The 25630-nt window shown below is 72.4% G+C and carries 21 protein-coding genes and 1 pseudogene; 5 read left to right on the top strand and 17 right to left on the bottom strand.

Annotated features, from left to right (window positions below; genetic code table 11):
• Positions 1–175: 175 nt before the first annotated feature.
• From cobT to ABZ822_RS12415, 7 genes and pseudogenes are all read right to left on the bottom strand, one after another.
• Complete coding sequence (cobT, locus tag ABZ822_RS12445) at positions 176–4291, bottom strand: nicotinate-nucleotide--dimethylbenzimidazole phosphoribosyltransferase (protein ID WP_360851123.1); 4116 nt, start codon at positions 4289–4291, stop codon at positions 176–178.
• Positions 4292–4596: 305 nt separating this feature from the next.
• Positions 4597–5856 carry a precorrin-6y C5,15-methyltransferase (decarboxylating) subunit CbiE gene (gene cbiE / locus ABZ822_RS12440; protein ID WP_360851121.1) on the bottom strand — a complete coding sequence of 420 codons (1260 nt, stop codon included), beginning with the start codon at positions 5854–5856 and terminating at the stop codon, positions 4597–4599.
• 143 nt (positions 5857–5999) lie between these two features.
• Positions 6000–6638 carry a GNAT family N-acetyltransferase gene (locus ABZ822_RS12435; RefSeq protein ID WP_360851118.1) on the bottom strand — a complete coding sequence of 213 codons (639 nt, stop codon included), beginning with the start codon at positions 6636–6638 and terminating at the stop codon, positions 6000–6002.
• 197 nt (positions 6639–6835) lie between these two features.
• Positions 6836–7678: a MetQ/NlpA family ABC transporter substrate-binding protein gene (locus ABZ822_RS12430; protein ID WP_360851116.1), complete on the bottom strand. Its 843-nt coding sequence runs from the start codon at positions 7676–7678 to the stop codon at positions 6836–6838.
• 140 nt (positions 7679–7818) lie between these two features.
• Positions 7819–8457: pseudogene (locus ABZ822_RS12425) on the bottom strand (methionine ABC transporter permease); the annotation flags it as partial.
• Positions 8454–9524 (bottom strand): ATP-binding cassette domain-containing protein, encoded by a 1071-nt coding sequence (locus ABZ822_RS12420; protein ID WP_360851113.1) that lies wholly within the window; start codon positions 9522–9524, stop codon positions 8454–8456. The pseudogene ABZ822_RS12425 and the gene ABZ822_RS12420, both read right to left, overlap by 4 nt.
• Before the next feature lie 500 nt (positions 9525–10024).
• A complete protein-coding gene (locus ABZ822_RS12415) occupies positions 10025–10690 on the bottom strand; it encodes an HAD family hydrolase (RefSeq protein ID WP_360851110.1) in 666 nt (221 codons plus the stop codon).
• Positions 10691–10847: 157 nt separating this feature from the next.
• Here ABZ822_RS12415 and ABZ822_RS12410 point away from each other — a divergent pair, with 157 nt between their 5' ends.
• Both ABZ822_RS12410 and ABZ822_RS12405 read left to right on the top strand, forming a co-directional pair.
• Entirely contained in the window at positions 10848–11216 is a 369-nt protein-coding gene (locus tag ABZ822_RS12410; protein ID WP_360851107.1) for a hypothetical protein, read from the top strand.
• A 109-nt stretch (positions 11217–11325) separates the two neighbouring features.
• Positions 11326–11706, top strand: a complete 381-nt coding sequence (locus tag ABZ822_RS12405; protein ID WP_360851471.1) for a hypothetical protein — start codon at positions 11326–11328, stop codon at positions 11704–11706.
• Between the two features lie 95 nt (positions 11707–11801).
• Here the strand turns inward: ABZ822_RS12405 and ABZ822_RS12400 are convergent, their stop codons facing one another.
• From ABZ822_RS12400 to ABZ822_RS12390, 3 genes are all read right to left on the bottom strand, one after another.
• The gene (locus ABZ822_RS12400) at positions 11802–12305 is read right to left on the bottom strand and encodes a GNAT family N-acetyltransferase (protein ID WP_360851105.1); all 504 of its coding nucleotides are present in this window, start codon (positions 12303–12305) and stop codon (positions 11802–11804) included.
• 165 nt (positions 12306–12470) lie between these two features.
• Positions 12471–13100: a sigma-70 family RNA polymerase sigma factor gene (locus ABZ822_RS12395; protein WP_360851102.1), complete on the bottom strand. Its 630-nt coding sequence runs from the start codon at positions 13098–13100 to the stop codon at positions 12471–12473.
• Between the two features lie 171 nt (positions 13101–13271).
• On the bottom strand, positions 13272–14417 hold the full coding sequence (locus tag ABZ822_RS12390; RefSeq protein ID WP_360851099.1) for a glycerophosphodiester phosphodiesterase: 1146 nt from the start codon (positions 14415–14417) through the stop codon (positions 13272–13274).
• A 331-nt stretch (positions 14418–14748) separates the two neighbouring features.
• Here ABZ822_RS12390 and ABZ822_RS12385 point away from each other — a divergent pair, with 331 nt between their 5' ends.
• Complete coding sequence (locus ABZ822_RS12385) at positions 14749–15378, top strand: lysophospholipid acyltransferase family protein (RefSeq protein WP_360851468.1); 630 nt, start codon at positions 14749–14751, stop codon at positions 15376–15378.
• Positions 15379–15390: 12 nt separating this feature from the next.
• Here ABZ822_RS12385 and ABZ822_RS12380 read toward each other — a convergent pair whose 3' ends face one another.
• The 7 genes from ABZ822_RS12380 to ABZ822_RS12350 form a co-directional block, all read right to left on the bottom strand.
• Positions 15391–15894: a GNAT family N-acetyltransferase gene (locus tag ABZ822_RS12380; protein WP_360851096.1), complete on the bottom strand. Its 504-nt coding sequence runs from the start codon at positions 15892–15894 to the stop codon at positions 15391–15393.
• Positions 15895–16097: 203 nt separating this feature from the next.
• A complete protein-coding gene (locus tag ABZ822_RS12375; protein ID WP_360851465.1) occupies positions 16098–17804 on the bottom strand; it encodes an MFS transporter in 1707 nt (568 codons plus the stop codon).
• A gap of 20 nt (positions 17805–17824) precedes the next feature.
• Positions 17825–18379, bottom strand: coding sequence for a helix-turn-helix domain-containing protein (locus tag ABZ822_RS12370; RefSeq protein WP_360851093.1), 555 nt, complete (start codon positions 18377–18379; stop codon positions 17825–17827).
• A gap of 96 nt (positions 18380–18475) precedes the next feature.
• Positions 18476–19306, bottom strand: coding sequence for an alpha/beta hydrolase (locus ABZ822_RS12365; RefSeq protein ID WP_360851090.1), 831 nt, complete (start codon positions 19304–19306; stop codon positions 18476–18478).
• Between the two features lie 128 nt (positions 19307–19434).
• Positions 19435–20409: an aldo/keto reductase gene (locus ABZ822_RS12360; protein WP_360851087.1), complete on the bottom strand. Its 975-nt coding sequence runs from the start codon at positions 20407–20409 to the stop codon at positions 19435–19437.
• Between the two features lie 66 nt (positions 20410–20475).
• The gene (gene argH / locus ABZ822_RS12355) at positions 20476–21906 is read right to left on the bottom strand and encodes an argininosuccinate lyase (RefSeq protein ID WP_360851084.1); all 1431 of its coding nucleotides are present in this window, start codon (positions 21904–21906) and stop codon (positions 20476–20478) included.
• Positions 21907–22034: 128 nt separating this feature from the next.
• The gene (locus tag ABZ822_RS12350; protein WP_360851081.1) at positions 22035–23228 is read right to left on the bottom strand and encodes an argininosuccinate synthase; all 1194 of its coding nucleotides are present in this window, start codon (positions 23226–23228) and stop codon (positions 22035–22037) included.
• A gap of 170 nt (positions 23229–23398) precedes the next feature.
• Between ABZ822_RS12350 and ABZ822_RS12345 the strand changes: the two genes are divergently transcribed.
• Positions 23399–23980, top strand: coding sequence for a pyridoxamine 5'-phosphate oxidase family protein (locus ABZ822_RS12345; protein WP_360851078.1), 582 nt, complete (start codon positions 23399–23401; stop codon positions 23978–23980).
• Between the two features lie 262 nt (positions 23981–24242).
• Positions 24243–25628 carry a ferredoxin reductase family protein gene (locus ABZ822_RS12340; RefSeq protein ID WP_360851075.1) on the top strand — a complete coding sequence of 462 codons (1386 nt, stop codon included), beginning with the start codon at positions 24243–24245 and terminating at the stop codon, positions 25626–25628.
• Positions 25629–25630 lie beyond the last annotated feature (2 nt).

The following is a 25630-nucleotide window of genomic DNA, read 5'->3' as shown; positions in this document are numbered from 1 at the left end:
TCGGAAAGGACCAGCGGGCCGCCGAGGGGACCGGGCCGCGGGCGGGACTGATAGTGGCGCCAGTTCGTACATCATGCCGCCGGGAGAGAGCCCGCCCCACCCCGCACCCACACAAAAGCCGCCCCGCGCCCCGGGGGCGAAACCCCCGAGCGCGGAGCGGCCCGCCCGGCGAGGGCTACGCCTTTTCGGTGACGCCCGCCGAATCGAACGTCGCCACCTCGTGCATCGCCCGTGCCGCGCTCTGCACCAGCGGGAGCGCCAGCAGCGCGCCCGTTCCCTCACCGAGGCGCAGGTCGAGGTCGACCAGCGGCCGCAGGCCCAGCTTCGTCAGCGCCGCCACATGCCCCGGCTCCGCGCTGCGGTGACCCGCGATGCACGCCGCCAGGACCTCCGGGGCGATCGCCCGCGCGACCAGCGCGGCCGCGCCGGCGCTGACGCCGTCGAGGATGACCGGCGTACGGAGTGACGCGGCGCCCAGCAGCAGGCCGACGATCGCCGCGTGCTCCAGGCCGCCGATCGCGGTGAGTACCCCGATCGGGTCGCCCGGGTCGGGCTGGTGGAGCTCCAGCGCGCGCCGTACGACGTCGACCTTGCGGGCGTGCGTCTCGTCGTTGATGCCGGTGCCGCGGCCGGTGACCTCGGCCGGGTCGAGGCCGGTGTAGACGGAGATGAGGGCCGCCGACACGGTCGTGTTCGCGATGCCCATCTCGCCGCTGAGGAGCGCCTTGTTGCCGGCGGCGACCAGGTCCCTGGCCGTCTCGATGCCGACCTCGATCGCCCGCAGCACCTCTTCCTGGGTGAGCGCGGGCCCGGTCGTGAAGTCACCGGTGCCCGGCCGGACCTTGCGCGGCAACAGCCCCGGGGTACTGGGAAGTTCGCCCGCAACGCCGACGTCGACGACACAGACCTCCGCACCGACCTGGTTGGCGAAGGCGTTGCAGACGGCCCCGCCTCCCAGGAAGTTGGCGACCATCTGTGCGGTCACCTCCTGCGGCCACGGGGTCACGCCTTGGGCGTGGACTCCGTGGTCACCGGCGAAGACCGCGACGGCTGCGGGCTCCGGGATCGGCGGCGGGCACTGCCGGGACAGCCCGCTCAGCTGCGCGGAGATGATCTCCAGCATGCCGAGCGCACCCGCCGGCTTCGTCATCCGCTTCTGGCGCTCCCACGCCTCCCCCAGCGCCTTGGCGTCCAACGGCCGGATGCCCTGGAGGGTTTCGGCCAGCAGGTCGTGCGGTTCCGCGCCGGGGAGGGCACGGCGGCCGTACGTCTCCTCGTGGACGACCCAGGACAGCGGACGGCGCTTGGACCAGCCGGACTGCATCAGCTCGGGCTCGTCGGGGAATTCGTCGACGTACCCCACGCACAGGTACGCGACGACTTCGAGGTGGTCGGGAAGACCGAGGGCGCGGACCATCTCGCGCTCGTCGAAGAAGCTGACCCAGCCGACACCCAGGCCCTCGGCGCGGGCCGCGAGCCAGAGGTTCTCCACGGCGAGCGCGGAGGAGTACGGCGCCATCTGCGGCTGGGTGTGCCGGCCGAGGGTGTGGCGGCCGCCCCGGGTGGGGTCGGCGGTGACGACGATGTTGACCGGGGTGTCGAGGATGGCCTCGATCTTGAGCTGCTTGAACTGTTTCGCGCGGCCCTTCGGGAGGGACTTGGCGTACGCCTCCCGCTGACGCATGGCCAGTTCGTGCATCGTGCGCCGGGTCTCGGCGGAGCGGATGACGACGAAGTCCCAGGGCTGGGAGTGGCCGACGCTGGGCGCGGTATGAGCGGCTTCGAGGACGCGCAGCAGGACGTCGTGGGGCACCGGGTCGGAGCGGAAGCCGTTGCGGATGTCGCGGCGTTCGCGGATGACGCGGAGCACGGCTTCGCGTTCGGCGTCGCCGTAGCCCTCGGCGCGGGCGCGCTCGACGGCCTGCGGGTCGTCCGGCGCCTCGGCTTCTGCCTCGGCAGCGATCGGTGTTCCGGTGTCGGCTTCGGCATCCGCGGCGGCGGGCGCTTCGGCGTCGGCGGGTGTCTCCGCTGCGCCCGTGGCGTCCTCCTCGGCAGCCGGTTCCGCAGCGGCTTGCGGTGTACGGGACTTGGGCGCGACCAGCTCGTCGGCGAGCACCGGGCGGCGTCCCGCGTCGGGCTGGTCCTGGTCGGCCGCTCCCCCGGCTTCACCGGCCGCGGCGGCCTCCGCGGTGACGGCTTCGGCAACGGGCTCGGCGGCTACGGGCTCGGCCAACTGTTCGGCCTCCTGGACCTGCTGGTGCTCGGCGGCCGCCCACTGTTCGGCCTGCGCTTCGGGGTCGACGGGCGCCTCGGGCCACGGCTGTGCGGCGGCCTCCGGCGACGGCTCGGGCGCGGGCTCCGCGGCAGGCGCGTCGGCGACGTCCGCCGCGTGCGCCACGACGGGCTCCTCGGGCTGCGCCGCGACCTGACCGGTGGCGTCGGCGGCGGCATCGCCTCCGGCGTCCGGCGCTCCCTCGGCCGCCGTGGGCTGCGCCGACTCGGCGGCGGTGGCTTCGGAGGCAGGCTGGGGTTCTTCGGGCAACGGGGTTGCCGGGGCGGCGGGTTGCGGGTCGCTCGCCTGTGCGGCGGCGCGCCCGTCGGACGACTCCTCGTCGGTCGGCTCGATGACGGCCGACTCGGCAGCAGCCGCATCCGCGGCGTTCGGCTCGGCGGGCGCGTCATCCGTCCCGGTGGCCGGGGATCCGTCGGCGGTGGCCGGGGATCCGTCGGCGGTGCCCGCTCCTTGGCCGTGCGTACTGCTGTGGTGCACGTCCTCACCGGCGACGACGGGGGGCTGCTCGCCCGCGCCCTGAACCTGCTCGGACTCGGGCGCGGCGCCATGGGCATCGCCCGACTCCGGGTGCGCGGACGGGTCTTGGGCAGGTGCGGCGTCCGGGACCGGCTCCTGGCCGTGGACCGCGGACGTCTCGGGGAGGGCCGACAGGTCCGGTCCGGCCAGGGTGTGTCCCTCCGTCGGCTCGGGCGACGGGGCGTGCTGCGTGGCATCGGGGGCTTGCCGCGGGATCCCCGGGGTGCCGTCGGCGCCTGAACCGCCGCCGGTGGCAACGGATTCAGTGGTTGCGGCGGCGGCAGGACGCGCGCCTTCATGACCGGAAGCGGCAGGACCCGAAGCGGCTCGACCGAACGCCGCGGATTCCGCCGGGGCATGACCGGCCGCGGCGTGAGCCTCGGCGGAAGCCGTGGCGGAAGCAGCCGCACGGTCCGCGCGACCGGTGTTCGCGTTCTGCACCGGCTGCATGTCCCAGTGCGCGCTCTGCGGCGGGATCTCACCGAGCTGCGGGCCCGGGAGCGACGCGGCGTACTGGTCGGCGTACGCCGCGACCGACAGCACGACGGCGGACTCCTCGGGCGGTACGTCGAGGTACTCGGGGCCGGGTACGGGACCAGGGCCGGGTACGGGCATGGCCTGGCCGGCTCCCTGCGTGCGCGCGCCCGCGGGACCGCGGTCGGCGAGCGAGCGCACGACACCGCCCGAGGTGTCGGGCCCCTGGGGCCCGCGGTGGAGCGGCCGCCGGCCGGACGTCGGTGTTCCCGCGGGGGGCGTCGCGGAGACGGGTGACGGGTGGGAGGGAGCGGTCATCGACTGGGAGACGGACTGGGACGCCGAGGACTGCTGCGGCATGCGCACGGCGCCGTAGTCGACGGACCCGGTGTCGCGGCCGCCGGTCTCGTGCGTCCCGGCGTGCGTCCCCGCGTGCGTTCCGTCGTGGGCCGCGGGTGCCCCGTCGTGCGTCGCTCCGTGCGGGCCGGCCTGGGTCCCCGTGTGCGTGTCCGTACGCGGATCCAGGGACGCGCCCCCGTGCGTGCCGTGTATCCCCGGCTCGTAGATGCCCTGTTCCGCGGGCTGTTGGGCCTGGTGCGGCACATACGCGTGCGGGTGCCCGACGGAGTGGTACGGCGACTGCTGCGCCTGCGGAGGGGCGGCCGCCTGCGGATACCCGGCGGACGGGTCCGCGGGCTGCGGCACGCCGTGCGGGTGCTGCTGATGTGCCTGATGGGCGTGGGTCGGAGGCGGTACCGCACCGGCCGGCAGGTCGCCCCAGGCGCCCTGCGCTCCGGGCATGAGCAGCGCGTCCTCCTCCTCGCCGCCCCCCGCTCCGTTCTCGGCCGGGTCATGGAAGGCGTACGCACCCGGGGCCGGGACGGAGCCCGGCTGCTCCGGCAGGCCGGAGCCTGCGGGGGTGGCGGGAGCCGCGTACCGCGGTGTCTCCTGCTGTCCGCCTGCGTTCTCCGGCAGTCCCTCGCCCGGGACCTGGCCGGTGTCAGTCATGCGTACCCCTCGCCATAGGTAGTGCTCCTTCCAACCGCTCGTCCGGCCGCCCGGACGCGACGCAGCGACCGCCCCGTGAGAACAACGAGCGTGTACGCCCCGCGGCACGTCGCGCGTCCCCCGACCGTCGTACCGCTCACTCCCAAAACGGGGGTGCGTCTCGGACATTGGCGAACGAAACTGCGAACGCCGCGCGGCGGTACAACGGTGCGCCAGCCTACCGCCCACCGGTCGGCGGCAGTTCACCGGCCGATGTCGGGAAGGCTGGTCCAGGGCGGTGTACGAGGGGTGGAACCGGGCTCGGGTCAGCGCCGCGAAAGCCGGTGTCCGCACAGGAGAAACGCCACTGCGCGCTCGCGTTCCTTCCAGGAGGAGGCGACCGACGTGTCCAACTCCACAGACTGGACCAGGGCGCATTCCACGCCGTATCCGGCGTCGGTGAGAGCGGCCCCCATCGCCTCGGCGGCGTCACGGGTGGAGGCGTGGGCGACGATGCGTTCGGGGCGGCGCGCGGCGCAGGCGGCGACGACGGGGACGCCGCCGCCCCCCACCCGTACGACGTCGGGTTCGGGCAGGTCTTCGAGGACCTCCGGTGCGGTGCCGTGCACGAGTTGGAGCTGGACGCCGTACCGGCGGGCGACGGCCGCGGTGCGGCCGCAGGCGTCCGGGTCGCGGTCGACGGCGATGACCGCCGCGCCGAACCGCGCGGCCTCGGCGGCGGCGGCGCCGGAGCCCGAGCCGATGTCCCAGACGAGGTCTCCCACGCGGGGCCCGAGACGGGCGAGTTGGGCGGCCCGGAGCTGGGGCGACTCCCCTTCACCGGGTCCGTCCTGGGTTCCGGGCCCGAAGCCGTAGTCCGCGGGCGGGAGCGCCCAGCCGCGGACGGCGGACGGCTGGCCGGGATCGCGTCCGGCGATCCAGCTTCCGCCCTGGACCGCGACGCCGGGTGCGGAGGAGGTCTGGAAGCCGCCGATGGAGATGACGACGTTGGGGTCGCGCCAGGTGTGGTCGGCGACCTTGTCGGAGGTGAGGACGGTCACCTGCTCGCGGTCCGTGCCCAGTTCCTCGCAGATGACGAAGGTGCGGTGCACCTCGCCGAGCAGCAGGGCGAGTTCGGCCGGGCCGGCTCCGGGCGAGGTGAGGACGGCGACCTTGGGGTGGGCGCGGCAGACGTTGACGGCGCGGCGCAGGTCACGGCTGTGTGCGACGACGATCTGGGCGTCGTCCCAGGGCATGCCGGCGCGCGCGAAGGCGGAGGCGACGGAGGAGACCGCGGGCACGACCTCGACCTCGAGGCCGTGCTCGGGCGCGCGCAGGGTGCGGACGACGCCGAAGAAGCCGGGGTCCCCGTCGGCGAGGACGACCGCGGTGCCACGGTGGGACGCGATGCGGCGGGCGGCGAGGTCGACGCTGCCGAGCCGGATCCGCTCGGCGGCGTGCGGCACTTCGGGCAGCGTCAGATGGTGCGCCGCACCGGCCACGAGCGTGGCGGCGCCCAGCGCGGAGCGGGCCGCGGCGGTCAGCGCCGAGCCGTCGTAGCCGATCACCGTGACCCGGTCGGCCATCGTCGTCAGTCTCCTGGGCAAATCGCAGGTCGGAAGCCCGCGAGGTGAGCGGGCCGGTGGCACGTGCGGGGGCGCTGGGGGGTTTCCCCGGACGAGCACAGTACCCCGGGTGGTCCGGACCGGAGCATCCCAGGTCGGGTCGGTCAGTCCCAGTCGGGGTACGCGGAGAACCCGTCGCCGTCGGCGGTGGCCTCCGCGAGGTCCTCGAGGTCCTCCGGGAGCAGGCTCCACACGATGAGGTCGGTGCGGATGTCCGTCCAGCCGCCGTCCTCGGTGCGGGAACGGGCTATCCACGCGTTGCGCAGCACGCCCTCGTTGATGCTGCCGATCTTCTGCGCGACCTGCTGGGACGCGGTGTTGTCGGCCGCGGTGCGCAGCTCCATGCGCTCGAACTTCTGGTCCCGGAACAGCCATTGGGCCAGGGCGTGGACGGCTTCGGAGGCATACCCCTCGCCGCGCGCCCAGCGTGCGGTGACATATCCGACTTCGGTGGAGCGGACGCGCCAGTCGGTGCGCTGCAGGTGCACGGCGCCGACGAGGCGCTGGGTGAGGAGTTCGGTGACGGCGAAGACGATGCCGCGGCCCTCGGCGCGCTCGGCCGGCGCGATCCGGGTGGCCCAGGCGCGGGCGTCGTCACGGGTGTACGGGTGGGGCACGGAGGTCCAGGCCGTCACCAGTTCGTCGTTCATCATGTCCGCGAGCGCGGGTACGTCCCCTTCCTCGAACGGGCGCAGCACCAGCCGCTCCGTGCTGATGGAAATGTCCGGGAAGGTGGATGTCATGCGCCTCTCCGTCATGGGGGGAATCGGGAACCCAGCATGCAGCATGGGGGCGTACGAGGGGAGCACCGGGTCACGCAGCGGTCGCATTCCGCTGATGGCGGAGACGGGCTCCACGCCTCCGTACGGCGTGTGGAGCCCGTCGCCGTACGGGGGTGGAGCCCGTCTCCGTCCGCGGTGCGCGGGCCGGGATGCGCGGGTTACTTCGCGTCGCCGGCGGGGAGGACCGAGCCCTGGTACTTCTTCTCGATGAACTGCTTCACCTGGGGCGAGGTGAGGAGCTTCGCCAGCTTCCTCACCCGCGGGTCCTTCTCGTTGCCCTTCTTCACGGCGAGGAAGTTGGCGTACGGGTTGTTCTTCGCGGACTCCAGGATCAGGGAATCCTCGGCGGGCTTCAGGCCGGCCTCGATCGCGTAGTTGCCGTTGACGACCGCGGCGTCGAGGTCGCCGAGGGAGCGCGGGAGCTGGGCCGCCTCGAGCTCCTTGAACGCGATCTTCTTCGGGTTGTCCGCGATGTCGGCGGGGGTGGCGGCGTTGCCGGCACCGGACTTCAGCCGGATGACGCCGTGGGCGTCGAGGAGGCGGAGGGCGCGGGCCTCGTTCACGGTGTCGTTGGGGAGGCCGACGGTGGCGCCGCTGCGCAGGGACTTCACGGAGCCGGCCTTCTTCGAGTAGAGGCCGAGCGGTTCGAGGTGCACGGTGCCGGCGGGCACGATGTGGGTGCCGTTCTTCTCGTTGAAGTCGTCCAGGTACGGCTGGTTCTGGAAGTAGTTGGCGCCCACCGATCCGTCCTCGGTCGCCGTGTTGGGCGTGACGTAGTCGGTGAACTCCTGGACCTCCAGCCTCAGGCCGGCCTTCTCCGCCAGGTGGTCCTTGACGTAGGTGAGGATCTCGGCGTGCGGGACGGGGCTCGCGGCGACGAGGAGCGGCACGTCCGGGTCGGCCTCGGCGGTGGACGCGGAGCCGGCGCCGCAGGCGGAGAGCCCGAGGGTGAGGGCTCCGGCGGCCAGGACGGCGGTCGTTGTCTTTATGGTGTTACGCACGAAAAGTGCCTTTCTCATGGGTGGAGCGGGCCCCCGCTGGGTGGTGGGGGCGGGTGAGGACGGAGCGCCGTGGGGACAGCCCTCCGGGGGACGGTGGGGCGGCGGAACGGAGCGCGGGGTCAGGCCGTACGGGACAGGCGTCGCGCCGCGAGGTCGCCGGCGTACTGGATCGCGGAGATCACCACCGCCAGGACGGCCACGGTGATCCACATCAGCCCGGTCTCGAAGCGCTGGTAGCCGTAGCGGACGGCGAGGTCGCCCAGGCCGCCGGCGCCGACGGTCCCGGCCATCGCCGAGTAGCCGATGAGGGCGACGACCGTGGTGGTGGCGCTCGCGATCAGGGACGGCAGCGCCTCGGGCAGCAGCACCTTGCGGACGACGGCCCAGGTGGAGCCGCCCATGGCCTGGACGGCTTCGACGAGTCCGCGGTCCACCTCGCGTACGGAGGTCTCGACGAGGCGGGCGAAGAACGGGATGGCGCCGATGGCCAGCGGGACGATCGCCGCGCCGGGACCGATGGTGCTGCCCGTGACCCAGCGCGTGAACGCCATCAGCGCGACCATGAGGATGATGAACGGCATGGAGCGGCCGACGTTGACGATCTGGCCGACGGCCTTGTTCACGACGACGTTCTCCAGCGGGCCACCGCGGTCGGTCAGGACGAGCAGCAGGCCGAGCGGAAGGCCGCCCGCTACCGCGATCAGTCCCGACCAGCCGACCATCCAGAGCGTCTCGAGACAGGCGTCGGTCAGCAGCGGCTGCATCTCGGACCAGGTCACCGTGCGCCCTCCTTCACCGGCCCGGCCGTGACCGCGGTCCCGGCCACGTCGACCCGCAGGCCCCGCTCGCGCAGGAAGCCGATGGGCACGACGTTGTCCTCGAAGCGGCCCGGCAGTTCGATGCGCATGCGGCCGACCTGGCCTCCGCGGACGGTGTCCATGGCGGCGCCGAGGATGGAGATGTCGATGTTGTACGTACGGGAGAGCTGCGAGATCACCGGCTGGGTCGCGGCCTCGCCGTGGAAGGTGACGTCCACGACCGTACGGTCCGGGCCGGAGGCCTCACCTCCGACCGGGAACAGTTCCTGGGCGAGTTCGGAGCCCGGGGTCGCCAGCACCTCGGCGACGCTGCCGCTCTCGACGATCCTGCCGTCCCGCATCAGCGCGGCGGAGTCGCAGACGGTCTTGATGACGTCCATCTCGTGCGTGATGAGCAGGACGGTCAGCCCGAGTTGGCGGCCGATGTCGCGCAGCAGGTGGAGGATCGAGCGGGTGGTCTCCGGGTCGAGGGCGGAGGTCGCCTCGTCGGAGAGCAGCACCTTGGGGTCGCCGGCGAGGGCGCGGGCGATGCCGACGCGCTGCTTCTGGCCGCCGGAGAGCTGCGCGGGGTAGGCCCTGGCCTTGTCGGCGAGGCCGACGAGGTCGAGCAGGTCGAGGGCCTTGCGCGAGCGCTCCCGGCGCGTGACACCCAGGATTTCCAGGGGCAGTTCGACGTTGTCCTGCACGGTGCGCGAGGACAGCAGGTTGAAGTGCTGGAAGACCATGCCGATACGGGTGCGGGCCCGTCGCAGTTCGGCGTTGGCGCCGCCGGGGCGGCTGCCGGGCCGGGACTGCTCGGGGGCGTGGCCAGCCAGCGCGGTGAGGTCCTGGCCGTCGACCACGACGGTGCCGGAACTGGGGCGTTCGAGGAGGTTGACGCAGCGGATGAGCGTGGACTTGCCGGCGCCGCTGCGGCCGACGACGCCGAACACTTCGCCCTCGCGGACATGCAGGTCGACGCCGTCGAGGGCGGTGACCTGGCGGCCCTGGGAGCGGTAGACCTTGGTCAGGCCTGTGGTGGTGATCACGGGGGTTTCCATCGGGTCGTGTGCGCGGCGGGATCGCCGCCGGGCACGGGGTACTTCGGCCGGTGTCAGGGCGGCGTGACGCAGGCAGGGGCGTCATTCCGCCGGGTGCGCACGGCACGGCGGCGTCCGGTGCGGTCCGGGCGGGGAGTCGTGGGTGACGCGGGGGCCGGGGCGGTCCGCTGCGGTGCGGCAGCCGGACGCGGCTCGGGAAGGGTTCTCGCTGCGGGGCGCGAGGAGGTGCCGTGAGTCCTCAGCAGTCACACATTCGGCGCGTGATGCGCGGACAGCGAGCACCGGGCGTCATCGTCGCCTCGGTCGCAGGGGTGCGTTCGCTCGGTGCTGTCATGGCCGCAAGTAAACAGACCGCGGCCTGAGCCGATCAAACGTGTCCACAGTTCGGACACAGGCGACCAACATGCGGAAGGCGATGTGCAAAATGCCGCACGATGCGGGCAGCACGGTTCAGCCCGGTGTGCAGGGGCCGTACATCGCGGCCGGCTTCATCCCGCGACCGTGATCTCCAGTCCCGCCGCGCCGGCCGGGGCCGATACACGGGCCTGTGCCGATACGGACGACAGATCGGCCACCACCACGTCCGCGTCCAGCTCCGCCCGTTCGTGCGTCGTGACGAGCGCCACCGTGCGCATGCCCGCGGCGCGACCGGCCGTCAGGCCCGCCGGGGCGTCCTCGAAGACCACGCAGCGGGCCGGCTCGGCACCGAGCTTCACGGCCGCGAGCAGGAACGGCTCCGGGTCGGGCTTGCCGCGCACGATGTCGTCCGCGGCGATCAGCAGGGGCGGGTGGATGCCGGCTTCCCGCAGGCGCGCCTCGGCCAGGCGCCGCGTCGCCGAGGTGACCACGGCCCAGCCGTCGTCCGGCAGCGAGGCGAGCAGGTCCGCGGTCCCGGGCAGCACGACCACGCCCCCGGTGACGTCCTCGACCTCGAGCTGCTCGATACGGGCGAGCGCCTCCGCGGCCCGCTCGGCGGGCAGCAGATCGGCGATGATCTCCGCCGCGGGGCGGCCGTGCAGGGGGACGCGGGCGAACTCCGAGGCCGTGATCCCGTACTCCTCCGCCCAGCGCGTCCAGCAGCGGACGACCGACTCCATCGAGGAGATCAGGGTTCCGTCCATGTCGAACAGCAGCGCGTCGGCGGAGAGCTTCATGGGGCGGGAGCCTACGGGGTGGCTCCGGGGTCGCCGCCAGTGGGATCAATCGGGCGCATTACAGTCTTCCCATGCTGTTCACCCGCTCTTCCGCCCGGGTCGCGAGGACCTCGGCGGCACCGTCTTCGGCGGCGAGGTCTTCCGCGGCGAGGTCACGGTGACCGACGCGCTGACCGTCGCGGTCGGTGCGGCCGCGCTGGCGCTGGCCGCCTGGTGCGGCCTAGCCGCCTACCGTGACCAGCCGACCAAGGACTGGCACTTCATCGGTATGGCCGTGGTGACGGTCCTCGTTCTCGTGCAGCTCGTGATCGGCGTCGTGCTGCTGGCGCGCGGCGAGAAGCCGGACGACGGCACCGGCATCTTCATCGCGTATCTGCTCGGGGCGACCGCGGCCGTACCCGCCGCCGGCGTCATGTCGCTGTCGGAGCGGACACGCTGGGGTTCGGTGACCGTGTCGGCGGGTGCGGTCGTGCTGGCCGTGCTCGAAGTGCGGCTCTTCGACATCTGGGGAGGCTCCGGTGCCTGAGTCCGCCGCGTCCGGCGATGCGCCCGGCGGCCCGGCCGCATCGCCCGGCACGGACGACCGCTCCTCCACGACGCCCCCGACCGCGACCCCGGCCGCCCGGACGGGTGGACTGGGACAGGGCCCCGGACGTCTTCTGGTCCTGCTCTACGGGGTGTTCACCGTCGGTGCCGCGTCCCGCTCCATCGCGCAGATGATCATGAAGTTCGACGAGGCGCCGCTCGCGTACGTCCTCTCCGCGATCGCCGCGGTCGTCTACGCCTTCATCCTCGTCTCCCTCGTCCGCGGCGGCGAGACCGCCCGCCGCCTGGCGATGGTGTGCTGCGCCGCGGAGCTCATCGGCGTGCTGGGCGTGGGCACATGGACGCTCGTCGAGCCGTCGGCCTTCCCCGACGCGACCGTCTGGTCCGACTACGGCATGGGCTACCTGTTCCTGCCGCTGATGCTGCCGGTCACCGGGCTGATCTGGCTGCGCCGGGCCCGCCCCGCGTAGCTCTTGCCGGCACGCACGGCTGAGGCACCGGTCCGCCCGCACCCCCGAAGGGACGGACGGCCGGTGCCTCGTACGGGAGAACCGACCCCGGCCCTTCAGGCGCTGGTGACGAACGCGCGCGGCTCGGCGTCCTTCTCCAGCCGCACCAGGCTCAGCCTGCGGGTGACCTCTTCGGTGCCGACCTGCGCGTACCCGTACTTGCGGTAGAGCCGCAGATTGCCCTGGCTGCGGTGGCCGGTGAACAGCCGGTACCGCTTGGCCTCCAGCTCTTCCGCCAGCCGTGCCTCGATGGCGGCGAGCAGCCGACCTCCCAGGCCGTGCCGCTGCATCCGGGGATGGACGATGAGGTTGACGAGGCTCGCGGTGCCGTCCTCGTCGACCGTGCCGCGCACCGATCCGACGACCTCGTCGTTCAGCCGGGCCACGAGCACCCGGCCCCGGCCCAGTTCCGTACGAAGGTCGTCCAGCGTCTGCGTGAGCGGCGCGAGTGTGTAGTCGCCGTAGAGTTCCGCCTCGCGCTGGTAGCAGAGGTACTGCAGCTTGAGGATCTGCTCGGCGTCCTGCTCGGTCGCGTCAGAGATGGTCACACTCGTGCCCATGTGCGCATGCCTCCCCTAGGTTCGGTCCGCCCGGGTGATGAGGGTGGTGGATGGCCCGGGCGGTGGGCCCTGTACGGAGCCGTCGTGCCACCGCCCGGTCCGCTGGACGGGAGCACCCCCAGCGGTGGCCGGGAGAGCGCCACCCGCCTCCGTGGCGCCGGCCGGCTAACGCTCCCTTCCCCTGAAGTCCGCTGCCGCAACCTCCGCCAGCAGCATTCTGCGCAAACATCCAAGGCATCGGGAACGTACGGGCCCCAAACTGCCTTGTGAGATTCCCAACTCACCTGCGACTTCCCGGTAGGTCGGGTCCTTCGGCGACAACATCGCAGTCAGCAGGCGAGGACAGCGCCCCGGAAGGCGCGCGACCGCCGTCCGCACGGCCCGCCGCGTCTCCGCTGCCAGGACCCGGTCCTCCACGACGGCGGCCGGATCACCGATCGCTCCCTCGCCGGCGTCGTCGCCTTCCGCGCCGTCCGCCTCGCCACCGGGAGGGGCGGCCCATCCGGACGCCCAGGCGTCCTGGCCCGCGTCCGGGTGACCGGCGGCGGAGCCGCAGCCCTCGTACGGCACCTCGCGGCGGGCACGGTGGCGGGCCCCGCGCGCCTCGGTGCGCACGGCGTCGAGCAGCCACGCCGCGGGCGCGGGCGGCGGCCCGGTGGCGCGGGTGCGCTCCAACAGGCGCAGCCAGACGCCCTGTTCGAGGTCGGCGGGGTCGACGCCCGTGCCGTACGCCTCGGCTTCGGCCTCGGCGGCGAGCAGCGGGCGGTAGGCGGTGAGGAGCTCGGCCGGTCCCATACCGATCCGGACGGCGGCGGAGGCGGCCCCGGTTTCCCCGGGACCGCCGGCTCACCCGTCCGTGGGACGACGGCGGTCCGGGTCGACGACGCCGGGGAACCCCCGCCGACGGGCGTACGGGCCGTCGGCGCGAGCTCCCCGGTGCGTTCGTACTGCTCCCTGCCCAGGCGGCTACTTCCTCAGGAAGTCGTCCCGCGCCAGCAGCGCGGTGTCGGGGTTGTCGGAGAAGATGCCGTCGATGCCCGTCTCGAAGTAGGTCCTGAACGCACCGAACGCGTCCCCGTACGCGTTCGGGTCCGTGCCGCGCCGGAAGTCCGCGGGCAGGAACTGGTTCTCGTTGCGCATCGTGTACGGGTGCAGGATCAGCCCGGCCCGGTGCGCGTCCCTTACGAGGGTGGTCGGCGTGCCCAGCTTGCCGTTCGCGTCCACCGGGATGACCAGGTTCAGCCAGGGGCCGATGCCCTGTGCGAAGCCCGCGATCCACCGCAGCCCCTCGGGCTTGACGAGATCGGCGACGGTCCGCGGGTCGCCGGCCACGACGAAGTCCCACGGCCGGGTGTTCGCAGCGTCGAGCAGGACGACACGCGGGGAGGACACCAGCTTCGACAGCCGCTGGATGCTGCTCGGTTCGAACGACTGGAGGAAGACGGGCGAGTCCGCGCGGTGACGACCGTACCTGCGGAGCAGCTTGGCGAGACGTTCCTCCAGGCCCAGCCCGAGCGTGCGGAAGTACGTGGGGTGCTTGGTCTCGATGTGCAGCCACACCGGGCGGCCGCGCCGACGCCCCTGCTGTTCGGCCCACTGCAGCACCTCCTCGAAGGAGGGCACCCCCCAGCGGCCGTCGTAGAGGGTGTTCTCCTGGCGGGCGGCCGGAATGCGCTCCTTGGCCCGCAGCGTCTTCAGCTCGGCGAGGGTGAAGTCCTCGGTGAACCAGCCGGTGAGGTCCTTGCCGTCGACCTTCTTGGTGGTCTTCCGGTCCGCGAACTCGGGGTGCTGGGCGACATCGGTGGTGGCGGTGATGTCGTTCTCGTGGCGGCAGACCAGGTGGCCGTCCTTCGTCGGTACGAGGTCCTGCTCGATGACGTCCGCACCCATGTCGAGGGCGAGCTGGTACGAACCGAGCGTGTGCTCCGGGCGGTAGCCGCTGGCACCGCGGTGGCCGATGACGGTCGGCACCGGCAGGCGGCCGCGTCCTCCGCCGGTCGCGGTCCCCTCGGCCGCCGCCGTTCCCGACGCGCCGAACATCGCCGCTCCCGCGCCGAGGACGGCCGCCGCACCCAGTAGGGCTCTCCGGCCCGGCTGCTGCTCCTGCTGCATAACCACTCCTCGCCTTTCGTCCGTGCCGTTACGGCGCATTGCGCCGTAACGGTGCACTGCGAATGTGTGATGTTGCGGTGTCCCGCATCTGACGCACAACGCGCTGATCGTAAGCGGCTACGCCTTTCGCAAGGGAGACAATGGACGGAACACAGGGGTAACGCACGTCAACACCACGTATCGGTCCGGTCAACCCGACGTGCGGTGGTGCTGAACCCACGAGTATCGTCCTCACCTGCACATACTTCTGTACGTACTTGGCCGGACATCCACGACACCGGAGGACCCGTTGTCCCGTTTCGCGCTCATCAAGGCAGTGCTGGGACCGATCATGCGTCTGCTGTTCCGCCCACGGGTGGAAGGAGCGGGCAATATCCCGGGCACGGGTCCGGTCATTCTCGCCGGGAACCACCTCACGTTCATCGATTCGATGATCCTGCCGCTCGTCTGCGACCGTCAGGTGTTCTTCATCGGCAAGGACGAGTACGTCACGGGCAAGGGATTCAAGGGCCGCCTGATGGCGTGGTTCTTCACCGGCGTCGGCATGATCCCGGTGGACCGCGACGGCGCCAACGGCGGTGTGGCGGCGCTGATGACGGGCCGCCGCGTCCTGGACGAGGGCCGGATCTTCGGGATCTATCCGGAGGGCACCCGCTCCCCCGACGGCCGCCTGTACCGGGGCCGTACGGGTATCGCGCGGCTGACCCTGATGACGGGCGCCCCGGTCGTGCCGTTCGCGATGATCGGCACGGACAAGATCCAGCCGGGCGGCGCCGGCCTGCCCCGTCCGGGCCGGGTGACGGTCCGTTTCGGCGAGCCGATGGAGTTCTCGCGGTACGAGGGCATGGACCGCGACCGCTATGTGCTGCGCGCCGTGACGGACTCGGTGATGGCCGAGGTCATGGAGCTGTCGGGCCAGGAATACGTGGACATGTACGCCACGAAGGCCAAGGCCGCCTAGAGTTCGGCCCGGTCACCCCGCGCCGTCGGCCCAGGTGGTCTCGAAGTACCGCAGTCGTGCGTCCTCCGCGACCTGGCGCATGCCCGCGGCGGCCATGACGCGTCGGGAGGCGTCGTTGGCGTGGTCGGTGTCGGCCCGCACCCGGGTGATGCCGTGTGCGCGGGCGAACGCCAGGAGGGCGCGGAGTGCTTCGGAGGCGTACCCCTGGCCGCGCACCGACGGGATCAGGCCGTAGCCGATGGTGACAGCGCCGTCGTGGTCCGCGGGACCGTGGAAGCCGAGGCCGCCGATCGCGTGTCCGTCGTCGCGACGCCGGATCTCGTAGGCGCCGAACGGCCGAGGGTCACCGCTGCTCGCGCAGACGGACAGGAAGCGCATGGCTCCGGCCACGTCACCGGCGGCGGGGTAGCCGGGGGCCCATGAGGTACGGGCGTCCGGCGCGCCCGCCACGATGCGTTCGGCCTGGTCGGGGCTGAGCGGGTGCAGGATCAGTCGCGCTGTCACCAGAGCGTTCATGGCACGGAGGGGTATCACTCGGGGCGGCCGGGCCGCACCTGGATTTGCGGCGGGCGGCTGCGGCCAGGGTGTGCCGAAGGCCGCCGCGGGACGTTCGTCGGCGAACCGCCGTCGTGCGCCGGTTCCCGTCCTCGGGCGGACGAGGGGGTGGGCGGACGGAGCGGCCCTGTCGCCGTTGCGTCCGGCCACCCACCACGCCCCCGTCAGCTCCGGTGTGCCGCCTCCCCGACGCGGCCGCCATCGAGTACGCCGTCGTCCGCGGCGGCCTCTGCCGGGCTTCCGCTCCCACGCTCAGGGTCACCGCCCTGCTCGACGGCCCGGGCAGATGACTCCGCCGCGGCCTCGACGGCCGGGGACCCGACGACCGCGGGCTCGTCCGGGCGCTCCTCCAGCTTCTGGCCGCGCAGCAGGAACCAGGCTCCCACCGCCGTCGCCAGCAGGACGGCCGCGCCGACGCCGCAGGCGATCCGCAGACCGTCGACGAACGCCTCCTGCGCCGCGGAGAGCAGCCCGGACGCCACGTCGTCCGGCAGGTGCGCCGCCGTCTCGACCGCACCGCCCAGCGACTCGTGCGCCGCTGACGCCGCGTCGGCGGGGACACCGGCGGGCGCGGTGAAGCCGCGGTAGACGCCGGTGACCATGGAGCCGAGGAGCGCGATGCCGAGGGCCGCGCCCAGCTCGTACGCCGTCTCGGACACGGCCGAGGCGGAGCCCGCCTGTTCCTTGGGCACGCTGGAGAGGATCACGTCGGCGGTGACGGTGAAGGAGAAACCCGCACCGACGCCGACGACGAGCAGCACGGCGCCCATCAGCCAGTAGCCGGTCTCCGCGTGCAGCAGGGTGAGCGCCGCGAGCGCGACGCCGATGGCCGCGAGACCGCCCGCGACGACCGCCCGTACGGACCAGCGCCGGGCCGCGGCACCGGCGACCAGACCGGCCGCCACCGCGCCGACGGCCGCGGGCAGTTCGGCCAGGCCGGCCTCCAGCGGTGCGCGCCCCTGCACGAGCTGCAGGAACTGCGACAGGAAGAAGACCAGGCCGGACAGGCCGAGGATGGTCAGCAGGTCGGCGAGGACGGCGCCGGAGAAGCCGCGGTTCCGGAACAGCCGCATGTCCAGCAGCGGTGCGCGGAGCCGGAGTTGGCGCCGGGCGAACATGAGCAGGGCGAGCACGCCGAGAAGACCGGCCCCGACCGCGTCCCAGCGCAGGCCGTGCGACGCCAGTTCCTTGACGAGGTAGACGACGCCGATCATGCCGACGAGGGAGAGGCCGACGCTGGGCAGGTCCCAGGGTCCGGGGGCGGGGTTCTTGGACTCCGGCAGCAGCTTGATGCCGACGAGGACGAGGACCGCCATCACGGGCAGGTTGATGAGGAACACCGAGCCCCACCAGAAGTGCTCCAGCAGGAAGCCGCCCACGACAGGACCGACGGCCGCACCGGCCGAGGCCATCGCGCCCCAGATGCCGACGGCGACGCTGCGCTCCCGGGGGTCCGGGAAGAGGTTCCGGATCAGGGCGAGCGTGGAGGGCATGAGGGTGGCGCCCGCGACGCCGAGCAGGGCCCGGGCCGCGATCATCATCTCGGGCGTGGTGGCGTACGCGGCCAGGACCGACAGTCCGCCGAAGGCGACGGCTCCGCTGAGCAGGAGCTTCTTGCGGCCGATACGGTCACCCAGGCTGCCCATGGACACCAGCAGACCCGCGATGACGAACGAGTAGACGTCGCCTATCCACAGCAGCTGGTTGCCGGTCGGCTCCAGGTCCTCGCTGAGGAACGGCGTGGCCAGGCCGAGCACGGTCGCGTCCACGGCCACCAGCAGGACGGCGAGGACGAGCACGGACAGGGCGAGCCACCGACCCGGTGCCCCCTTGGCCTCGGTGGCCCCGGGTGCACCGTTCACGCCGGTCAGGCGCTCCGCGGTCTTGCTGCTCACTTCTCCACACTCCGCATCACTCCACCGAGCACCAGCTCGGTGACCATGTAGCCCGCGTCGTTGGCCGCGAGCCTGCCCTCCTGGACCGACCAGGCCGAGGCGGCGATGAGGGCGAACAGCGCCTCGTTCAGCCAGGCCGGGGTCAGGTCGAACCGGAAGAGCCCTTTCTCCTGTCCGCGCCGGAACAGCGCGGCGACCCGTTCGTCGATCCGCTCCCAGCCCTCCTCCATCGCTCCCCCGGCTTCGTAGAGCTGGTTCTCGCCGTAGAGGAAGGCGAGGAAGCCGGCCACGGGCATGGCCTCGGCGACCGTGCGCCGGACCGCCTCGACCGGGTCCCCCTCGTCGATCCGCGCCGCCGCGAGCCGCTCCTCGACCAGCTCGATGCCGAGCAGGCCGAGCGCCTCGACGAGGGCGGGCCGCCCGGCGAAGTGCCGGTGCAGGGTCGCCCGGCTGATGCCGGCGGCCTTGGCGATCTCGTCCATGGAGGCCGTGGCCTTGCGGCTGAGCAGGGCGGCGGCGGCGCGCAGTACGTGTTCACGATCGACGGACATGAGACAAGAGTAGCCCATGTGAGACACGAATGTCTCATGCGATACGTGTGTGTATCGTCACCGTGGGCGTCGACACGGCGGCCGGTGTGCGGCTTCTCAGGCCAGGAAGTCCAGAAGGGCGGCGGTCAGCTCGGCGGGGGCGTCCTCCTGGACGAGATGACCGGCCCCCCGGATCGGACGCAGCCGCGCGCCGGGAATGCGCGCGGCGAGTTCATGCCCCCGCTCCTGCGGGATCCACGTGTCGTCGGTCCCCCAGCAGATCAGCACCGGCAGGTCCAGCTCCCCGTAACGGCCCTCGATCTCGTCGGTGTACCGCTGGTCCGCCTGCGCGATCTGCCGGTAGAACGCCCGCTGTCCCGCCTCGCCGAGCCAGGGCTCCACGAGCCGGTCCAGGATCGCCGGGTGCAGACCGGGGCCGCTCGCGGAACCCACGTACTCGCGCACCAGTGCCCGGTGCAGCGCGGGCGGCAGCTGTTCGAAGACCGGGGCGTGCTCGCCGACCAGCCGGAAGAACGGCGACCCCCACGGCGCGAGCGCCACGGGGTCGACGAGCGCCAGGCGGCCGTAGCGGGCACCGTGCAGCAGATGGGCCCGCAGGGCGACGGCGCCGCCGAAGTCATGGGCGACGACGAGGGGTTCGTCCAGGCCCCAGTGCTCCAGGAGCGCGGTGAAGACCCGGCCCTGGGCGGCGAGCGAGACGTCCTGTCCTTTGCTCTTCTCCGACGTGCCGTAGCCGGGCATGTCCCAGACGTGGACCTGGTGGCTGTACGCGAGGGAGCGGGCGACGGCCCGCCAGACGTACGAGGAGAACGGCGTGCCGTGCAGCAGCACGACCGGCGGCAGTCCCGCCTCGCCGAACCGGTCCCAGCGGACCTCCCCGGAAGCGCTGCGGAAGGTCCGGGTGAGCCGCCAGTCGCGCGTGGTCATGCCGCGCCTCCTCGGTCGAACACGCCGTCCCGGTGACTCTATGCGAGCCGGGCCCACCGGACGCCCCCGCCGCGCCCTGCGGGCCGGGGCGAACTCCGCCGTCCCTGCGGAGTGTTGGCGGCGCCCGCTCACTGCCAGGGCAGCGCCGAGCGGTGCCGCCAGTACGCGCCGGGCTCCTCGGCCAGGGCTTCCAGGCGCGCGAGGCGGTCCTCGTCGAGGGTGAGGGTCGCCGCGGCCAGGTTGGAGGCGAGCTGACCGGTGGTGGCCGCGCCGGAGAGGACGACCCCGGCCCAGGGACGGGCGAGTACGGCCGCCAGCGCGACCGTGTCGCACCCGGCGTCCGACTCGCCTGCGACGGCGGCCACTTCAGGCGGGGCCTGCCCGGGGGCCGCGAGGCGGCCGTTCGCCACGGCCTCCTTCACGATCACGGTCAGCCCGGCCTCGTGCGCCTCGGCCAGCGCGGGTCCCGCCGACGTCTCCAGCAGGTTGTACGTCGCCTGGACCGTACGGAACAGCGGCGCGCCGCCGACCGTGACCTCCAGCGCCGCGCGGATCGCGTCGGCCTGCGCGGACCCGCTGGCCGTCAGGCCGACCGTGACGCCTTCGTCGGCCAGCCGCGCCAGGCGCTCGTGGAGGGCACGGTCGGTGAGGGCCGGGCTGTCCGTGGTCACGGAGTGGATCTGGTACAAGTCCAGTCGCGCGCCGAGGAGTTCGTCCGTCTCGGCGCGCTGCCGGTCGTACGTGGCGACGCCGTGGTCCTTCACCTCGTGGACGTCGGCGTCGACCCGCCAGCCGGCCGTGTAGGTGTAGCCCCACTTGCTGCCGACGACGACGTCACCGGCGTCCGGGCGGCTTCGCAGCCACTCGGCCAGGAATTCCTCGGAGCGCCCGTACGAGCGCGCCGCGTCCATGTAGCGCACCCCGCCCGCGTACGCCGCGTCCAGCAGGGCGTGGGCCCGCTCGCGCATCGCGTCGACGGTACGGGTGTCCGGGAGGTCCCGGTCGCGGCCGAGGGTGATGTAGCCGGGGCGGCCGACCGCGGCCAGGCCCAGTCCGATCCGGGCGGTCGGCGTGGCCGCTTCCGCGAGGCGGGCGAAGGCCATGGCGGGTTCCTCCCGTGGATGTCGGCGTGCGCGGGCCCATCGCGTTCCGGCCCGCGCGCCAGTGTCTCAGCCCTTCGCCGCCGCCCATGCCTTCTGCTGCGCCACGTCGGCCTTGACCTCGGCGAGCTGGACGGCGACGGCCGAGGGGGCCGTACCGCCGCGGCCGCTGCGCGAGGCGAGCGCGCCCGGCACGTCCAGGACCGTGCGGACCTCGGGCGTGAGGTGCGAGGAGATCGCCGCGAACTGCTCGTCCGTCAGCTCGTGCAGTTCGATGCCGTGCGCCTCGCACTCCTTGACGCACGCACCGGCGACCTCGTGCGCGACACGGAACGGCACGCCCTGCTTGACCAGCCACTCGGCGACGTCGGTGGCGAGCGAGAACCCGGCCGGGGCCAGCTCCTCCATCCGCTCGCGGTGGACGGTGAGCGTCGCCATCATGCCGGTGAAGGCGGGCAGCAGGACCTCCAGGGTGTCGCAGGAGTCGAAGACCGGCTCCTTGTCCTCCTGCAGATCGCGGTTGTAGGCGAGCGGCAGCGCCTTCAGCGTCGCCAGAAGCCCCGTCAGATTGCCGATGAGGCGGCCGGACTTGCCGCGCGCCAGCTCGGCGATGTCCGGGTTCTTCTTCTGCGGCATGATCGACGAACCGGTGGAGAAGGCGTCGTGGAGGGTGACGAAGGAGAACTCCTTCGTGTTCCAGATGATGACCTCCTCCGCGATCCGGGACAGGTCGATACCGATCATCGCGGTGATGAAGGCGAACTCGGCGACGAAGTCGCGGGATGCGGTGCCGTCGATGGAGTTGCCCGACGAGCCGTGCTCGAAGCCGAGGTCGGCGGCGACGGCCTCCGGGTCGAGGCCGAGGGAGGAACCGGCGAGGGCGCCGGAGCCGTACGGGGACACCGCGGTCCGCTCGTCCCACTGCCGCAGCCGCTCCGCGTCCCGGGACAGCGCCTGTGCGTGCGCGAGGACATGGTGCGCGAACAGGACGGGCTGGGCGTGCTGGAGGTGTGTCCGGCCGGGCATGGCGACGTTCGGATGCGCATCGGCCAGGCCGGTCAGGGCCTCCTGGAGGTCGGCGAGCAGACCGCCGATGATGCGGGCGTGGTCCCGCAGATACATCCGGAAGAGGGTGGCGATCTGGTCGTTGCGGGAGCGGCCGGCGCGCAGCTTGCCGCCGAGGTCGGGCCCGAGCCGCTCCAGCAGCCCGCGCTCCAGGGCGGTGTGCACGTCCTCGTCGGCGACGGTTCCGGTGAAGCTGCCGTCGGCGACGTCGGCCTCCAGCCGGTCGAGTCCGGCGAGCATCCGCTCCAGCTCGTCGGCGGTGAGCAGTCCGGCCTTGTGGAGCACGCGCGCGTGGGCGCGGGAGCCCGCGATGTCGTACGGCGCGAGCCGCCAGTCGAAGTGGACGGACGCGGAGAGCAGCGCCAGCGCCTCCGACGGCCCGTCGGCGAACCGGGCTCCCCAGAGACGGACGTCGCCACCGTTGCCGTTGCTCACTGCTGTGCTCCTCGGAAGGTCCTGATCAAGGCGGAAATGCGGGGGGGGAATTCAGGAGGGGAATGCCGGGTGATGCACCGCCGCCTCCCCGCCGGGAGGCGAGGAGGCGGCGGTGAAGGACGTTACCCTCAGGCGAGGTCGCGCTTGGCCGCGATCTTCGACGACATGCCGAAGATCTCGATGAAGCCCTTCGACAGCGACTGGTCGAACGTGTCACCGGTGTCGTAGGTGGCCAGGTTGAAGTCGTAGAGCGACTCCGCGGACTTCCGGCCGGTCACGACGGCACGGCCGCCGTGGAGCGTCATCCGGATGTCGCCGGAGACGTGCTCGTTGGCCTCGTCGATGAAGCCGTCGAGGGCGCGCTTCAGCGGGGAGAACCACAGGCCGTCGTAGACGAGTTCGCTCCACCGCTGCTCGACCTGCCGCTTGTACCGGGCGAGTTCACGCTCGACGGTGACGTTCTCCAGCTCCTGGTGGGCGGTGATCAGCGCGATCGCGCCGGGCGCCTCGTACACCTCACGGGACTTGATGCCGACCAGCCGGTCCTCGACCATGTCGATCCGGCCGACGCCCTGGGCACCGGCGCGCTCGTTGAGCTGCTGGATGGCCTGGAGGACGGTGACGGGCTTGCCGTCGATGGCGACCGGGACACCCTGCTGGAAGGTGATGACCACCTCGTCGGCCTCCCGCGGGGTGGCCGGGTTCTCGGTGTACTCGTACACGTCCTCGATCGGGGCGTTCCAGATGTCCTCGAGGAAGCCGGTCTCCACGGCCCGCCCGAAGACGTTCTGGTCGATGGAGTACGGGGACTTCTTGCTCGTGGCGATCGGCAGGCCCTTGTCCTCGCAGAAGGCGATGGCCTTGTCCCGGGTCATCGCGTAGTCCCGGACGGGGGCGATGCACTTCAGGTCGGGGGCCAGGGAGGAGATGCCCGCCTCGAACCGCACCTGGTCGTTGCCCTTGCCCGTGCAGCCGTGCGCCACGATCGAGGCGTTGTGCTTGTGGGCGGCGGCGACGAGGTGCTTGACGATGGTCGGCCGGGAGAGCGCCGAGACCAGCGGGTAGCGGTCCATGTAGAGGGCGTTCGCCTTGACCGCCGGGAGGCAGTACTCGTCGGCGAACTCGTTCTTGGCGTCCGCGACCTCCGCCTCGACCGCACCGCAGTCGAGAGCGCGCTTGCGGATGACGTCCAGGTCCTCGCCGCCCTGGCCGACGTCCACGGCAACGGCGATGACCTCGGCGCTCGTCTCCTCGGCGATCCAGCCGATGGCGACGGAGGTGTCCAGGCCGCCTGAGTAGGCGAGTACGACGCGCTCGGTCACGGGTCTCTCCTTACGGTGCATGCGCTTGATGGAATAAGTATGCACTCCTCTGCATGATTCGTCAAAGCGTCGGAGTGGCTCCTCGAAACCGCAGGTCACAGCAGTCCCGACCGCCTGGCGGATCCTCCCGGGACGGATCCGTCCCGGGAGGGGACGGAAGAATCACGGCCATGGGACAGGTCTACGAACGCATCGAGGGCAGGATCCGCACCTTCATCGAGGCACAGCCGGTGTTCTTCACCGCCACCGCACCGCTCGCCGGGGACGGTCACGTCAACCTCTCGCCGAAGGGCCGCGCGGGCACGCTCGTCGTGCTCGACCCGCTGACCGTGGCGTACCTGGACTTCGGCGGCAGCGGCGCCGAGACCATCGCGCACCTCCGCGAGAACGGCCGCATCACCCTGATGTGGTGCGCCTTCACCGGCCCCCCGAAGGTGTTGCGGGTTCACGGCCGGGGCGAGCCCGTCTTCCGCGACGACCCGCGCTGGGGTGAGCTGACAGCCCGCTTCGGTGAGGCCGACGGCCCGGCCGCCCGGGCGATCGTCGTGGTCCGCGCCGAGCGGATCGGCGACAGCTGCGGCTTCGCCGTCCCTTTCATGGACTACCGCGAGGAGCGCACGCAGCACGCCGAGCACTTCGGACGGAAGACGGACGAGGAGTTCGCCGCGTACTGCGCGAAGAAGGAGTACGTGGGTGTCAGCCTCGACGGACTGCCGGCCCTGCCGCTGCCGCTTCCGGCGCGTACGGACTGAGGCAGCGGGGGCGCGCCCACGCCCGCGGAGGAGACGTGCCGCGCGCCCCCACGCCCCGCACACACGCGCCCCGCACCCCGGGCACCCGCACTCCGCACGACCCGCGACGACACGAGCAGCGCTTCCGGCCGAGGCGTGAAATCGACGGAACACGGCCGGAAATCTCTCGCGCGAATCCTCGCGGCCATTGAGTGACCGCCCCTCCCGCTCCGTATCACTGGTCAGCACAGGTCAGGGATGGCGCCATTGGGAGGCGAGAGGGTTGACGACGACCATTCCGTACCGAGGCCGGGCGGCACAGCGTCAGGCCGAACGACGGATGCGACCGCGCCGCTCGCCCGCGCGCCCGATGCTGGCCGTCATCTGGGCCGGGGCGATCGCGGTGCTCTACCCCTGGTGGATCAACACCATCGCGGTGGAGACCACGGCCGACTGGCTCATCGGCGCCGGGCGCATCACCGGCCTGCTCGCCGGTTACTCCACGGCGATCGTGGTCGCCCTGATGGCCCGCGTGCCGGCCCTCGAACGGCGCGTGGGCTCGGACGTGGTGACCCGCTGGCACGCCATGGCGGGCCGCTACACGATCTTCCTCATCCTGGCCCACATCGCCTCGATCGTCGCCGGCTACGCGCTGGAGTCCGGCACGACGTTCGTCGACCAGACCGTCTCGGTGGTCCTCGAGTACCCCGACATGATCGAGGCGGCCATCGGCACGAGCCTGCTGCTGATCGTGGGCTTCGTCTCGGCCGGTCTCGTACGCCGCCGCATGCGCTACGAGACCTGGTACTACCTGCACCTCATGACCTACGCGGCGGTCTTCCTCGCGTACTGGCACCAGCTCAGCGCGGGCACCGAGTTCGTGGACGACCCCGGTGCCCGTGCCGCCTGGTACGGGATCTACGGCGGCACGACCCTGCTGGTGGTCTGGTACCGGTTCCTCACGCCCGTACGCCTCAACCTCCGCCACCGCCTGCGCGTCGAGGCCACGATCGAGGAGGCGCCCGGCGTCGTCTCGGTGGTCATGAGCGGGCGTCGGCTGGACCTGCTGGGCGCCCAGGCCGGGCAGTTCTTCCGCTGGCGCTTCCTCACCAAGGGGCTGCGCTGGACGGCCAACCCGTACTCCCTCTCGGCGCCGCCGCACAACAACCGCATCCGCATCACCGTCAAGGCGGCGGGCGACCACAGCGCCGCCCTCGCCGGGCTGCAGCCGGGCACGCGCGTCTGGGCCGAAGGCCCGTACGGGGCGCTCACCGCGGCGCGGCGGCGGCGCGGCCGCGGCAGCAAGGTGCTGCTCATCGCGGGCGGCGCGGGCATCACCCCGCTGCGCGCGCTCTTCGAGACGATGCCGGCCCGCCCCGGGGACCTGACGCTGCTCTACCGGGCGCGGCGGCACGAAGACCTGGCGCTGTGGGGCGAGTTGAGGGAGATCGCCGACGCACGCGGGGCCCGGCTGCTGTACGCGGTGAACGGCCCGGACGGCGCCCGCCCCGAGATCTCCGCCGAGAACCTGCGCAAGGTCCTCCCCGACATCGACAGCCACGACGCGTATCTGTGCGGACCGCCGGGACTCGCCGAGGAGTCCTACGAGGCGCTGCGCGAAGCGGGCGTTCCGGCGAACCGTATCCACCACGAGTCCTTCGAATGGTGAGT

The organism is Streptomyces sp. NPDC047108 (genome assembly GCF_040643575.1).
Taxonomy (GTDB): domain Bacteria; phylum Actinomycetota; class Actinomycetes; order Streptomycetales; family Streptomycetaceae; genus Streptomyces.
This window is presented reverse-complemented; position numbering and strand designations above follow the sequence as displayed.